This window comes from Aliiroseovarius sp. xm-d-517, from assembly GCF_013283135.1.
In the GTDB taxonomy this organism is placed as follows: Bacteria; Pseudomonadota; Alphaproteobacteria; order Rhodobacterales; family Rhodobacteraceae; genus Aliiroseovarius; species Aliiroseovarius crassostreae.
Window position 1 is genome coordinate 1,764,152 of sequence record NZ_WBXT01000001.1, and the last position, 14,386, is coordinate 1,778,537.

The 14,386-nt window shown below is 60.5% G+C and carries 11 protein-coding genes; 4 read left to right on the top strand and 7 right to left on the bottom strand.

The genetic code is table 11. The annotated features are described in order from the left end of the window. Positions 1 to 5: 5 nt before the first annotated feature. The 3 genes from XMD517_RS08580 to XMD517_RS08590 are packed head-to-tail and all read right to left on the bottom strand — an operon-like array spanning position 6 to position 2,231. Complete coding sequence (locus tag XMD517_RS08580) at positions 6 to 653, bottom strand: precorrin-8X methylmutase (protein WP_173485914.1); 648 nt, start codon at positions 651 to 653, stop codon at positions 6 to 8. A gap of 2 nt (positions 654 to 655) precedes the next feature. Beyond that, a complete protein-coding gene (locus XMD517_RS08585; RefSeq protein WP_173485915.1) occupies positions 656 to 1,975 on the bottom strand; it encodes a sirohydrochlorin chelatase in 1,320 nt (439 codons plus the stop codon). A gap of 4 nt (positions 1,976 to 1,979) precedes the next feature. Further along, positions 1,980 to 2,231, bottom strand: coding sequence for a DUF6732 family protein (locus XMD517_RS08590; RefSeq protein WP_173485916.1), 252 nt, complete (start codon positions 2,229 to 2,231; stop codon positions 1,980 to 1,982). A gap of 336 nt (positions 2,232 to 2,567) precedes the next feature. Between XMD517_RS08590 and XMD517_RS08595 the strand changes: the two genes are divergently transcribed. From XMD517_RS08595 to XMD517_RS08605, 3 genes are all read left to right on the top strand, one after another. Then, a complete protein-coding gene (locus XMD517_RS08595) occupies positions 2,568 to 4,256 on the top strand; it encodes a sulfatase-like hydrolase/transferase (RefSeq protein WP_173485918.1) in 1,689 nt (562 codons plus the stop codon). Beyond that, the gene (locus XMD517_RS08600) at positions 4,256 to 7,468 is read left to right on the top strand and encodes a reductive dehalogenase (RefSeq protein WP_173485919.1); all 3,213 of its coding nucleotides are present in this window, start codon (positions 4,256 to 4,258) and stop codon (positions 7,466 to 7,468) included. The genes XMD517_RS08595 and XMD517_RS08600 overlap by 1 nt, the downstream gene beginning before the upstream one ends. 81 nt (positions 7,469 to 7,549) lie before the next feature. Beyond that, entirely contained in the window at positions 7,550 to 8,815 is a 1,266-nt protein-coding gene (locus XMD517_RS08605; protein ID WP_173487800.1) for a RimK family alpha-L-glutamate ligase, read from the top strand. Positions 8,816 to 8,834: 19 nt separating this feature from the next. On the opposite strand, the gene XMD517_RS08610 is transcribed toward XMD517_RS08605, so the two are convergent. The 4 genes from XMD517_RS08610 to XMD517_RS08625 all read right to left on the bottom strand — a co-directional run bounded on the left by XMD517_RS08610 (position 8,835) and on the right by XMD517_RS08625 (position 13,609). Then, complete coding sequence (locus XMD517_RS08610; protein WP_173485921.1) at positions 8,835 to 10,241, bottom strand: HAMP domain-containing sensor histidine kinase; 1,407 nt, start codon at positions 10,239 to 10,241, stop codon at positions 8,835 to 8,837. A gap of 18 nt (positions 10,242 to 10,259) precedes the next feature. Continuing rightward, on the bottom strand, positions 10,260 to 11,627 hold the full coding sequence (locus XMD517_RS08615; RefSeq protein WP_173485922.1) for an NAD(P)/FAD-dependent oxidoreductase: 1,368 nt from the start codon (positions 11,625 to 11,627) through the stop codon (positions 10,260 to 10,262). After that, a complete protein-coding gene (locus tag XMD517_RS08620) occupies positions 11,624 to 12,322 on the bottom strand; it encodes a TVP38/TMEM64 family protein (RefSeq protein ID WP_254449689.1) in 699 nt (232 codons plus the stop codon). The genes XMD517_RS08615 and XMD517_RS08620 overlap by 4 nt, the downstream gene beginning before the upstream one ends. A gap of 462 nt (positions 12,323 to 12,784) precedes the next feature. Then, positions 12,785 to 13,609: a protein-disulfide reductase DsbD domain-containing protein gene (locus XMD517_RS08625; RefSeq protein WP_173485923.1), complete on the bottom strand. Its 825-nt coding sequence runs from the start codon at positions 13,607 to 13,609 to the stop codon at positions 12,785 to 12,787. A 126-nt stretch (positions 13,610 to 13,735) separates the two neighbouring features. Here XMD517_RS08625 and XMD517_RS08630 point away from each other — a divergent pair, with 126 nt between their 5' ends. Next, positions 13,736 to 14,302: a YqgE/AlgH family protein gene (locus tag XMD517_RS08630; protein WP_055187734.1), complete on the top strand. Its 567-nt coding sequence runs from the start codon at positions 13,736 to 13,738 to the stop codon at positions 14,300 to 14,302. The last annotated feature ends 84 nt before the right edge of the window (positions 14,303 to 14,386 follow it).

Here is a 14,386-nt window from a genome sequence, read left to right on the forward strand (position 1 = left end):
GTGGGTCATGCCTTTTCCTCCGGCAGGCCAGCGGCCAGCGCGTTCACGGCCGCCGAAGCGATGGCCGATCCGCCACGGCGACCGCGCAGGGCGACAAATTCGCAACCGCGCGGGTTGGCGGCAAGCTCGGCTTTGCTTTCAGCAGCGCCGACAAACCCCACCGGGAAACCGAGGATCACGGCGGGTTTCGGCCCGCCAGCGTCGATCAACTCCAACAGATGGAAAAGTGCTGTGGGCGCGTTGCCCACGGCCACCACGGCGCCTTCCAGCTTGTCGGCCCATAGCTCAACCGCAGCCGCCGACCGCGTGTTGCCAATCTCTTTGGCAAGCGGCGGGGTGCGCGGATCGTTCAGGGTGACAATCACCTCATTCTCAGCAGGCAGATAGCGGCGGATGATCCCCGCGCCCACCATTTCGCAGTCACAAAAGATCGGCGCGCCAGATTTCAGGGCTTCATGGCCCGCGTCATAGGCGTTTTGTGAAAAAGCCAGGCGATCCGCCACTTCGACCATGCCACAGGCGTGGATCACGCGGGTGGCCAGAGCGGCCATGCCACCGGGGAACCGCTCCAACCGGGCTTCGCGACGGAGTGTCGCAAAGCTCTCGGCATAGATCGCCATCGGGTCACGTTCATACTGCAAAGGAGGCCGCATGTTTATTTGACCCGCGCCGATTCCGGACCATGCGGGTGTTTTGCATGGGGGTATTCCGGGTGGTGGTGATCATGGTCGTGATGATGGTGATGCCCGTGATCATGGGTGTGGTCATGGGCATGATCGTGGGCGTGATCGTGTGAATGATCGTGGCCGTGAGAGTGATCATGGTCATGCGCATGGCTGTGTCCATGATCATGGTGGTGGTGATGATGATGGTGATCCATATCCAGACGGCACGCCCCGGTGCAGAAATGATCGCAGAGCGAACAGGTCTCGACCGTTGAGCCGGGCGCGTTGGCCCCCTGCCCTTCCACATGGTGGTGATGGCTTTCCTGCACCGCGCCCAGTTCACTTTCAAACCCCAGCACCTCAACCCGGTATTTGCACATCACGCAGGTGGGCGGGGGGGTGTCGGAAAAGGCCGGGTGCTTGGCACGATCCGCAGCCGAGATCGCCGCAATTTTCGGGTCATCCAGAGCCAGGATCTGATCACGATAGCCGCAGGTGCCGCAATTGGGCGGCGGCATGGCGCCGACCTGTTCGGTGATCCGCTCGGCAAAGGTTTCCAACACCTTCTCGTGGTCGTTCAGATAACCGGCTTTCACGAACTGAATGTCAGGATGACGTGCGGCCACCTGATCGGTGAAGCCATAGATCCGGTCGATCAGGATGCCCGTGAACAGGAAATACGGGAAGACGATGACGCGCTTGTAACCCAGCTTGGCGGTGTGGGTCAGACACGGTTCCACCAGCGGGAAGGTTACGCCGGAATAGCCCACTTCAAGCCAACCAAAACCCATACCTTCTTGCAGCAGACGCGCGATTTTCGACACGTTGGCATTGGCATCCGGGTCAGACGCGCCGCGACCGATCACCACCAGGCAGGTTTCTTCAAGCGGCACGTCGCCATGTTCGGCATTGGCAGCCTCCACCGCGTCACGGATACGCGCACCGGCGGCGGCAACCATCTTGGGGTCCACGCCCAGTTCCCGCCCATAGCTGACATCGATACCATGTTTGGTGGCATAGGTATTAAGCACGGTGGGGATATCGTTTTTCGAATGCATCGCCGCAAAGAGCATCCCCGGCACGGCCAGAATGCGGTCACACCCCGCCTCACGCAGATTGTCCAAACCCACCCGGATCACCGGATTGGCAAATTCCAGATAGCCGTAATCGACCATCCAGTCATCGGGCAGCATCGCGGGCAGCTTCTCTGCCAGCACCTTGAATTCATCCACCGCGGCCTGGCTGCGAGAGCCGTGACCGCAGATCATCACGCCGATTTTCTTGCCTTGCGTATCCAGCTGGGTTTTCATCCGTTCAGGCTCCGACCAGTTCCTCTTCGCCACCCTCTTCGGTGGCCTCTTCCCCGGCGTCATCCGCCTTGGCTTTCTCGGTGTCTTTTGCCCCTTTCAAGGCCCCCCAAAGCCCTACGGCCGCCGCAGCACCCAGAAGGATGATTGCCCCCCAGTGGCCATGTCCGGCCACTTCTCCGACGTGGCCGATATGGGCCATGGCGGGGGCAGCGGTCAGGCTGATCGCTGCAGCAGACAAAAGAAGGGTTCTCGACATCATGTGTCCTTTCGCAAATCTGGGGCACAGGGAAGAGACACCGATACGCGCAAAGGGACGGCGCCCGTTACGCTGCTTCGACGATGCTGCGTTCCATCCCCTATCTGGGTCGATGTCCGACAGCCAACCTCTCTGGCCCGAATGGGCTTCGTCAGGAACCGGGTATAGGCCGCAGCTCATCTGCTCGCAATGAAAAACACGGCATCAAGGGCGCCGGGAACGACCCGATCGGGCAAAAACCAAATCATGTTTTTTCCGATTGGATCCAATTTGGCTTTCCAGAGGCTTTTTCACATGCTCAAATCGTCGCATCCGCAATGAACAAGGAGTGCCGCGATGGCCCCCGCCGCCCCGAATATTCTGTTCATCATGTATGACCAGCTGCGCTTTGATTACCTGGGCTGTGCCGGTCACAAGACACTGGAAACGCCAAACTTTGATCGGGTGGCGGCGCGCGGGGTGCGGTTTGACCGCGCCTATTGCCAGTCCCCCGTCTGCGGCTCCAGCCGGATGAGCACCTATACCGGGCGCTATGTTTCGTCCCATGGGGCGGCCTTCAACAACTTTCCGCTCAAGGTCGGTGAACTGACCATGGGTGATCACCTGCGCGGCGCCGGCATGGGGTGCTGGCTGATTGGCAAGACCCATATGAAGGCGGATGCCGAGGGCATGGCGCGGCTGGGGCTGGCACCCGATTCGGTCATTGGCACCCGCATCGGCGAATGTGGGTTTGACATCTGGATCCGCGATGACGGGCTCTGGGCCGAGGGGCCAGACGGGTTCTATGACCCAAAACGCTCCCCCTATAACGCATATCTGCGCGACAAAGGGTATACCGATCACAATCCCTGGCATGATCACGCGAATGCCGGAATTGATGACGCCGGAGATATTGCCTCTGGTTTTCTGATGATGCACGCGGGCAAGCCCGCCAATATCCGCGAAGAAGACAGTGAAACCCCGTGGCTTACCGACCGGGCGATTGAATTCATGCAGACCCGAAAGGGCGACGGACCGTGGAGCGCGCACCTATCCTATATCAAACCGCACTGGCCCTATATCGTGCCGCCCCCCTATCACGACCTCTATGGGGTCGAAGATATCCAGCCGGTGGTGCGTTCGGACGCGGAACGGCAACAGGCGCATCCGGTATTTGACGCCTATCTGCAGGGCCAGCTCTCTGCCGCCTTTTCCCGTGACGAGGTGCGCGACGTGGTGATCCCCGCCTATATGGGTCTGATCAAGCAATGTGACGACCATCTGGGACGGATCCTCGATTACCTTGATGAGAGCGGGCAGGCCGGGAACACGGTGATTGTGCTCACCTCGGATCATGGCGATTACATGGGCGATCACTGGATGGGGGAAAAGGATTTCTTCCACGACCCCTCTGTCCGGGTGCCGCTGATCATCGCCGATCCCCGCCCACAGGCGGATGCCACGCGCGGTACGGTATCGGACAGGCTGGTTGAGCAGATCGACCTTGCCCCCACATTTGTGGACATGGCCGGTGGGGATGTGGCCGATCATATCCTGGAAGGACGCTCGCTTGTGCCGCTCCTGCACGGTGACGACGTGGCGTGGCGCGAGTTTGCGATCAGCGAATATGACTATTCCACCTCGCCCATGGCCGACCGGCTTGGGCTTTCCCCCCGCGATTGCCGCTTGTTCATGGTGGTCACCGACCGGTGGAAACTGATCCATGCGGAAGGGGGCGGCGAAGGCGGGTTCCGCCCGATGTTGTTTGATCTGAAAACCGACCCCGACGAACTGACTGATCTGGGCGCAAGCAAGGACCACGCCGACGTCATCGCCAGAATGTATGACCACCTGCATCACTGGGCCAGACGCATGTCGCAACGCACCACGGTCAGTGACAATCAGATCCTTGCGCGTCGCAAAGGTGGATCCGAACAGGTTGGCGTGCTGATTGGTGTCTATGGCGACGAAGACCTGCCCGACCGCTACACCGCCGCCTATCGCGGGAAGGCCACGCCTGTTGCTCCGGAAGACAAGGACAGCTGATGAAGATTTTCTCAGACAAAAAGCGCCCCGTTCACTTTGGACCTTACCCGTTGGAGCGGCTGAAACGGACCGATCAGGCCGATCTTTCCGCCGTGCCCGCCATGGCCCCCTTGTCCTTTCACCGACCGGAGCAGCCCGAAAGCATCGTCAATGCCATGGGCGAATTTCAGGCAATGATGGATGCGATCCGGGATGGGGATGTGACCCCCGTGCGCGGGCGCATCCCCGAGGATCTTCAGGAGCGCGCCAACCATTTGAAAGCCTTTGGCTATTACCTCGACACCTCAATGGTCGGCATTGGTCCGGTGCCGGACAGTGCCCGCCTGTCGACCCCCCGCCAGAACCCCGATATCCCGCGCCTTTCCGACGCCCTGAAAACCCGCGAGATCCGCACGCTGGCCGCAGGGATCGACGTGATCATGGCCGATCTCAAGGCGTCGATGGACCGAGCGCCGCGCAGGGCGTCACACCCCAACGCCATCGTGTTTCTGGTCGAACACATGCGTGATCCACGACCGGATGAGCGCGGGACGGACTGGATCCTTGATGCCCAGGACCACCGCGCCTGCCTGCGCAGCACGGAAACCGCAATTGTCATTGCCAATTACATCCGCCTTCTGGGCTTTGACGCGATGGCACACAGCCCGATGTCAACCGATGTGGACCTGAACCAGCTGGCCGTGACCTCGGGTCTTGCGGTCGCGGAAAACGGTGGGTTGGTCGTCCCGTGGCTGGGCAACCGCTTTGGGGTCGCCGTGGTGACCACGGATATGGACCTGGCGCATGACGCCCCTCTTGCCCCCATGACCGAGCAGCCGTGGCACGCCACCTCTGGCCCCGCATGGTGGCTGGGCGGCACCGGGCCGGGCAAGGGGCATGCGAAATCGGCGTTGACCCGTGATCCCTATGCGCACCGTGACTACCATATGGGACCGCACCCGTTTGAACGCCTCAAGCGCGTGGATGACCCAACAACCTATATTGATGAGCCCAATGTGGCGCGGGTGCCGAAACGGTCCGACATGTTCGCCCGCAGTCAGTTCGGCGATATGGGCAAACCGCTGCAGGAGGCCTCAAAGGGCGGGCATTACGTGCGCAAATCCGGGCCAAGTTTTGCCCAACGCCGCCTGTTGGGGGCGTTTGTGCCGCTACAGGATGGCGCCACAGCAGACGGGCCCCGCCCCAAGGATGCCAGCCGCAACGCCGACAATCTGCGGGCGGCCAGCTATTTCCTTGGCATCGACGCTGCGGGCACGTCCCGCTGCCCGGACTGGTGCTGGTATTCCCATGACGCGACCGGGGCCAAGATCCATCCCACCCACGACAACGCCATTTCCATGATTGTCGATCAGGGCTTCGAGACGATGGAAGGCGCCTCGGGGGATGACTGGATTGCCGTCAGCCAGTCGATGCGCGCCTATCTGCGCTTCGCCCTCATCGGTGGGGTCATCGCCCAGCAGATCCGCAACCTTGGCTATTCAGCCAAGGCCCATACGGTGATGGACGGAACCGTTCTGCAACCACCGCTCCTGCTTCTGGCCGGGCTGGGTGAGGTGGCGCGGATCGGCGACGTGGTCCTGAACCCCTATCTCGGCCCGCGCCTGAAATCCGGCGTGGTCACAACCGATATGCCAATGGAACATGACAAGCCGATCGATTTTGGCCTGCAGGCCTTTTGCGAAGCCTGCAACAAATGTGCCCGCGAATGCCCCTCCGGGGCGATCTCCGCCGGGTCGAAAAAGATGTTCAATGGCTATGAGGTCTGGAAGTCGGACGCGCAGAAATGCACCACATACCGCGTGACCAATCCCGGCGGGGCGATGTGCGGGCGCTGCATGAAGACCTGCCCGTGGAACCTTGAGGGATTGTTTGCACAGGCGCCATTTCGCTGGGCCGCATCCCGTTTCCCCGCAGCCGCCCCGGCCTTGGCCAAACTGGACGACGCGGTCGGGAATGGTGAGATCAACCCGGTCAAGACATGGTGGTGGGATCTGGAACTGGCCGAGGACGGAGGGTATCACCCCACCGAAAACCCAGTAAACCGGCGGGGGCTCAACCGCGAAATTGACCTCAAACCCGAGGATCAGACCCTTGCCGCCTACCCCGCCAACCTGTCGCCGCCGCCCTACCCCTATCCGTTTCCGATGGATCGCGAGGCTGGGATTGCCGCTTATGACGCCCTGATCTCGCCCGATGAATACCGCGCCCGCAAAGCGGCGGGCGACCTGTCGATGATCCATCGCTTTACCATCGACGGGGACGCGCCGGTGATCGAAGTGCAGGTTTCAAAAGTTGAAAAAATGACCGACAGGGTCACGAAATACGAATTCACCCGCCCCGATGGCGAGCCTTTGCCGCGGTGGAGCGCAGGCGGCCATCTGGACGTGCTCGTCAGCCCGGAATTTCTGCGTCAATATTCCCTGTCCGGCGATCCCGCCAATCACACCAGCTATCAGATCGGCGTATTGCGCGAAGACACCGGGCGCGGTGGCTCGGCCCTTCTGCACCGCATCTTTGAACCGGGACGCAAGCTGTTCATCTCGAAACCGATCAACCATTTCGAATTGGAAGAGGCCGCGACCAGAACCCTGCTGATGGGGGGCGGGATTGGCATCACACCGATGATTGCCTTTGCCCACCGCCTGCACGCGCTGGGGCGGGACTTTTCGCTGCATTACTCCTGCTCGCGCGCCGCAGATGCCGGGTTTGTGAATGACCTGACCAGTGCGCCCTGGGCGGATCGGGTGCATCTGCATTTTTCCGACCAGGGCACACGGGCGGATTTCAACACCACCCTGTCCGGCTATCAGCCCGGCTGGCATGTCTATTGCTGCGGATCGGAGGCCTATATGGATGCGGTGATGCGGGCCGCCGAGGCGCAGGGTTTCCCGCAAGAGGCGCGGCATCTGGAATATTTCTCGGTGCCGGACCTGCCGGATTACGAAAACCACCCCTTCACGCTGAAGCTCAGGGATGGGCGCGCCTTCACCGTGCCCGAAGATCAGACCGCCGCAGACATTCTGAATGCCAATGGCGTGCATGTGGATGTGAAATGTTCGGACGGGATCTGTGGCGTATGCAAATGCGGGGTCATCGCCGGGGATGTGGAGCATCGGGATTTCGTTCTGTCCAACGCCCAGCGCGAAGGCGCGATGATCTTGTGTCAAAGCCGCGCCCGTGACGCGGGCGGGGTGATTGAGCTGGACCTGTAGAGGGGTGCAATTTCCACCAATACGCACGGTTTTTTAATCAAATCCTCTCATCCTGACCGGGAATCACGGAGAGGAGCCAGAATGGAACCGCAAACACGTATCGGCCTCGCGAACCTGACAAAGATGGCCTATCAGGGGCAGGATCTGACCCCGGTTCAGACACGATTGCTCCGCCAATGCCTGAGCGAAGCCCCCTGCGAAGGGGCATTGATGGACCTGTCGGTGATCGAACAGTTGCAGGGCAATCAGCCCTTGGGGCTGGAATGGCAGGCCAAAGCCCTCTCACGTCAGCGCGCCTTTGTCACCAATCAGGGCGCGCGTGCGAAACGCCGGGTGCTGGTCTTTGCCAAACCGGGTCACATGGGGGCCAATACACCGGTCGAGTTCCTTTTGCAGCGGTCGGATTTCGAGATCATCACCTATTACCCGCATGTCTCGGACAGCACGCATCTGGATCTGCCCGACCATGACGTCGCCTTCTGCGCCATCCCGGCAGACACCGCCGCAACAGATCCGATCTTTGGCCAGGTGCGACGGCTGGCCGCTTCGGCGGGCCACACGGTTCTGAACCTGCCCGGCGCTCAGCTCATGCTTCAACGTCATCAGCTGGAGCAAAGGTTTTCCTATGTGCCGGGGCTGCGCTTTCCACGAACCAAACGTGTGACGCTGGATGATTTGGTGACCGCATTGATGAACGAAACCGAGGATCAGATGCTCTCGGCGCTGGGCGGCTATCCGATTATCATCCGTCCCTGCGGGTCACATGCGGGCAAGGGACTTGCCAATATCCCCTCGCGGGAGGCGCTGATTTCCTACCTCGTGGACCACCCAGAGCCTGCGTTTTTCCTGTCGGAATACATTCACTACACCACCCCTTGCGGCGGGCAGTTTCGCAAATACCGGGTGGTGTTTGTCGATGGTCAGCCCTTCCCCTGTCACATGGCCATCGCCGCACATTGGGACATCTGGTATCTGAATGCGGGGATGGAGGCCTGCGCTGACAAGCGTCGTGAAGAAGCCCGGTTCATGGATCACTTCCACGATGATTTCGCCACGCGCCACAAACATGCGCTCAGGGCCCTCACCGACGGGATCGGACTGGGGTATTTCGGCATCGACTGTGCCGAGGATGCGCAGGGGAATCTGGTGGTCTTCGAAGCGGATAACGCGCTGATCGTGCATGACATGGATTGCGACACCACTTTCCCTTACAAGCCCCCCCACATGCAGCGGATTTTTGCGGCCTTCGAAGAGATGCTTCTGAAAAACTGCCGCCCAACCGGCAGTCGCGATCCTGCCCCGTTTCAGTTCCGACCAAGCGCGCCCCGGATCCGGCTTTCGGCCTGAGTATAAATTGGAAACACCCCTACCCGGACGCGTCCTCATCCGACGCGCTGGCAATCTCTTTGGGCAGGATGATCCGAAAATGGGTGCCCTCGCCGTCGGACTTTTCCAATGTCAGACGGCCGCCGTGCCCACGGATCAGTTCTGCCGAAATGGCCAATCCCAGCCCTGACCCGCCTTTTCTGTTGGATCCCGCGAAAGGTTGGAACAGGTTTTCACGGGTCGACAGCGGCAGGCCCGGCCCGGTATCGCGCAAATCGATCCGCCAGTGATCCCCATTATCATGCGCGATAAGGCCAATTTCGCCTTCCTTGCCGCTGGCCACAATCGCCTGTCGGGCATTGCGCACGAGGTTCGACAAAACGCGATAGAGCTGTTCAGGATCCGCTCGCACCACCAACCCGGCGGGAACATCTTCTGCAAAGCTGAGCGCGTGCTCCCCTGACGCCAGCCGCTCGCTGGCGAAAATGTCATCCACAAGCCGAGCCAGTTCAACCCGCTCCAGCCTTGGCGCAGGTTCCTCGGCCTTCCCGAAAGCAAGGGTGTTTTCGCAAAGGCTAACCGCACGCGAGATCGAGTTCATCAGTTTCGGCCCCACCCGTTTGACCATCGGGTCCTGACTGCTTTCCATCCGGTCGGCAAACAGTTGCGCCGTGGTAAGGATATTGCGCAGATCATGTGAGATGCGCGCCACGGCCCCGCCCAATTGCGCAAGCCGTTCTTTCTGTTTCAGCGCATGGGTGAGTTCCGTCTGGAGAGACTGAAGTGCCACCTCGGCCTCGTGCAATTCCGTCAGGCCCGTATGTGGGCGCATGATACGGCGCGTATCTTCCGGGGATTGCGCATAGGCTTTCATATTGCCCACCACCTCACGGATCGGGCGCACCATCAGGAAACGCACCGCAAGGAACAGCAGGCTGGCGGTGATGGCCGAAATCACGGCGGAAAGGAGGGCGATATTCTTGCCATAATCAATCATCGCATTGCGAAGATCGACGGTGTTCATCGTTACCTCGATCAGCTCTCCGCCCATACGCACAGGCTGTCCGATCACCCGGATCACCTGTGGCTCCGGGTTCAACAGGCGCGCAAGCGCGGCGCGCATCAGGCCAAGAGAGCTTTCCATGCGAAGGTCAAAGGTCACATCCACCGGCTGGGGCATGGCTGACGCCAACACCAGTTCCCGCATTTCATCGCGCCGGAGAACCACGTTGAACACATCCGCGTTTTCCAGAAGCTCTGCCTCCAGCGCGGGGTCGATCATGTCATCTGCCAGCAGGACCAGCGATGCGATCTGCGCCCGTTCCAGCCGTGCCAGCAGATAATCCTCGCGAAACCGGGCAACGGAGGGCACGAAGATCAGCACTTCGGCCAGCATGACAAATGCCACGGTCAGGATCAGGAAGCGGCCAGAAAGGGAGTTGAGCACCAGGGACCTCGTTCAAACTCAGGGCAGCCAGCGTTGCACAAGGCCAACCACCTGTTTGACCCTAGGATTATCAAAAAGTCGCGGCGAGAAATAGGCCCCTGCAGCACGTTTCGACACTTCGGCCATGGTTGGATAGGGGGCAATCATACCTGCGATCTGGCTCATCTTCAGACGATTGGCCAGTGCCAGCGACCAGAGCGTGATCATTTCGCCGGCCCCGGGACCGACGATAGAGACCCCGACAGGGCGGCCCTTGACCACCATCACCTTGATCAGCCCCTTGGCCTGTTGGGTGGCCAATGCGCGGTCATTGCCAGCAAAGTCGAACCGCGCCACCTCCAGCCGCTCGCCATGTTGGGCACGGGCCTGCGCTTCGGTCAGGCCGACCTGCGCCAGTTCGGGGCTGGTGTAGGTGGCCCATGGGATGTGGCTGGTTTTCGCCCGGGACGGCAGCCCAAACAGCATGGATTTGATAATGACGCCTGCATGATAGCCTGCCACATGGGTGAATTGCAGCCCGCCAGCCACATCGCCAATCGCATAGATCCTGCGGTTCGACGTGCGCAGCCCGTCATCAACCTTCACCCCTGCCCGCGTGACCTCTACCCCGGCCTTGTCCAGATCCAGCCTGTCGATATTCGGCTTGCGCCCAACGGCAACCAACAGGTGGGAACCCTTGAAGACGCGACCATCCTGGACCTCGACTTCAATCGCCCCCTGTTCCCCCCTGATCTCGGCGGCAAGAGCTTCTTCTTCGATTGCAATTCCATCAGCGCGCAGCGCATCCAGCACCTGTGCGGCCAGTTCCGGGTCATCTTTGCCCAGCGCCTTTGCCCCCTCGATCACCGTCACCTCACAGCCCAGACACCGATGGGCCTGCGCCATTTCAAGCCCGATCGGGCCACCCCCGATGATCAGAAGATGCTTGGGTTTATCCTCGAGATCAAAAATCTGTTCATTGGTCAGATGCGGCACCTGATCCAGGCCCGGGATCGGCGGCACCAGCGGCGAGGACCCGGTTGAGATCACGAAACGGCGCGCCTCGATGATCGTCTCACCCGCCTGCACTTCGCTGCGCGAAATGAAAGCGCCAAATTCGCTGATCACCTGCACACCAAGCCCCGAAAACCGCTCAACGCTGTCATGGGGTTCAATGGCTGCAATCGTGTTGCGCACATGGTCATGCGCCGCCTTCCACGCCATGCCTTTATGACCGGCATGCAGCAGCGCCTTGGAGGGAACGCAGCCATAATTCAGGCAATCCCCGCCCATCTTGTGCCCTTCAAGCAGCACCACGGACGCGCCCATCTGCACCGCGCCTGCGGCCACGCTCAGACCGCCGGACCCCGCCCCGATCACACAGATATCAGCCTTGATACGGTTCATGTTTTCTGGCCTTTTTTCAGAGTTTTGAGCACCATCGGCAGGGCTGCAAGCGCCACGAGGCCAAGGATCGGCAGAAGGATATGCGGCTCAAAGATAATACCAAGATCGGGGGTTTCACCACGGGCAAACACCTCTCCCAGCCCGGCACCAACCGAGGTGTAGACCAAACCGCCGGGGATAATCCCCACAAAGGTCGAAATCACAAAACGGTGGAGCGGCACCCCGACCAGAGCCGGGATCAGGTTGGCAACAAAAAACGGCACTGCCGGGACAAGGCGAATGAGGAACAGCACCGACCATTGATTGTCGTCAATCCCGTCCTTGATCTGTTTCACCGCCCCGTCCGAAGCCTCCATTTTGGCGGCAAGTTTTTCGCCCAGACCCCAGCGGGCGGCGAGAAAGATCACCACAGCCCCCAGCGTCGCACCGGTGATGTTGAAAACCACACCGGGAAACGTGCCAAAAAGGAAGCCACCGGTGAGCGTTGCAATGGTTGCGCCGGGAAGCGAAAAGCCGACAATCACCACGTAGGCGGCCAGGAAAACCAGCACGGCCAGCAGGTAATTCGCATCGCGAAAGCTGATCAAAGCTTCGCGGTTGGCGGCGAGTGCTTCAAAGCTCAGATAATCCCGCAAGGTGAAAGCCCCGATGAGGGCCACAACCAGAATGGCAATCAACGGCAGGCGCTTCATCATCGGGTGGTCTCTGCCACCGGACGTTTCCTGTTTCGTTTCATCTCGTTTCACGGAAACCCCTTCCGCACCGTCAGTCATCGCCATCATGTCATCCTTTCGCGCGAACATGTCGCACAGATCAAGTGTGTTGAGGGCAACATGAGGGCTGCGGTGCCAATTTCATAGCGACCGAAACAGGTTCTCACGCTTGCTTGATCAGAGGTGAGGTTTCCGCATGAAAGGTTACAGTTTCCTTTCTCCCCCCTCGAATGGGTCTGTGGGCGTGTTCACGCAGGTCCGATCGGGAACATGCTGCGGGCTGGAGATGCGCCATTTGGCCCAGTTCTCAGAAAAACGGATTTAGCTTGAAACCATCGCTCCCGGATGACACGCGAACGGCCAAGCATGGCATCACCTTCGACAACAGGGGACAATAGAGGTGAGGCCCGTCACCCGATCTGTCACTTTAGGCCAGGACGCAGGTCAGCCTCCGGTGCAGCCCAAGATGTCCACGCCGCGCCCGGCCCCCAATACGGTAAAGCGCAACTCGGACCGGTTCAGCGCAAAGGCGCTCCCTTTTGGGGGCACGATATCGGTTTCAGCGATGATCCGCCCCCCCTCTCGGCGGCTGTCCACCTCGGCAACCCAGACTTCCGGATCGGCCGTTTCCAGCACCACCACCTCATTCGGGGCAAGCCGAGGCATGTGGATTTCCGCCCGCACGCGCAGGCCATCGCGGATGGGCTCGAAGGAACAGAGTGCCTTTTTCACCCCCGCTTCGCGCGACGTGTCAGGCCGTGCCTGCAGCGCCTTTTTGATGGCGCGGTTCTGGGTTGCGGCCCCGGTTGGCAGCGCCATCGACAGCGATGCCTGCATGGGCATGCAGATATCGAGGCAGACCCCAAATTGCAGGTCGCCTGACAATTTGATCGGTGCCCCCACTGTCCCGGGCGTGATTGTCATGGGCAACACCAGCTCTTCTTTATAGCCGATGGTCCGCACCCCGCCTTCAACAAAGACATCCGGCACCGGCCAGTGGAACTCCACATGACCCACATTTTCCGACGTTTTCAGATCAAAGCTGGGGGGAATGCCGCTGTCGCCCGGCGCGCGCCAATAGGTTTTCCACCCTTCCGCCAGCTCAATGCGCAAGGCTGCCATATGCTCCCCCGTTGCCGTGCGCCAGCCGGGCAGCAATTCAATCCGGGCAATATCATCGGGGGCAGACGGCAGACCGGACCCGGCAGACGCAGGGGCGGCGGAGATCAGGGCAAGGCAGGTGGCCAGATATGTAAACGCGTGTCTCATCTGCCCTATAGATAAGATCTCTGTCCACAAAGGGAAATCACATTTCGGGGATGGGATGTTACCATGAACAGCCCCCGGCATTGGTCCCCCCTTGCCATTTCCCGATCTGGGGGCCAAGCTTTAAGCATGGATAGAGAAACGGATCTCAGCGGCAAGCTCCTGATTGCCATGCCCGGCATTGACGACCCCCGATTTGACCATTCGGTGGTCTATATCTGTGCCCATTCCGAAGACGGCGCGATGGGAATCATCGTGAACAAACCCTCAGACGATGTGGTGCTGGACGACCTGCTGTCACATCTCGACATTGATGGCTCTGAGCTGACCGACGGACAGGCCGTGTTTTTTGGCGGCCCGGTGGAAGGGGGGCGGGGATTTATCCTGCATTCCGAGGATTACATCGGGAATGAAACCACCCTGCATGTGGATGACGTGTTTTCGATGACGGCCACCCGCGACATCCTGGAAGATATCGCCAGGGGGAGCGGACCAAAACAGGCCCTTGCGGCCCTGGGCTATGCAGGATGGGCGGCGGGCCAGCTGGAGGGGGAGTTGCAGCAAAATGTCTGGCTGACCGTCGAGGCCGACCGCGCGATTGTCTTCTCTCCTGATCATGATCGGAAATGGACCGCCGCACTGGCCAAGCTGGGCATTGACCCGCTTCTTTTGTCCTCAAAAGGGGGACATGCCTGAGGCCTTCAGCCCTGCCAGATCTTCAGCCCTGCCAGAAATGGCGCGGCCCCTCACATCCCCACACGATCCGGGGCACACCGCCCG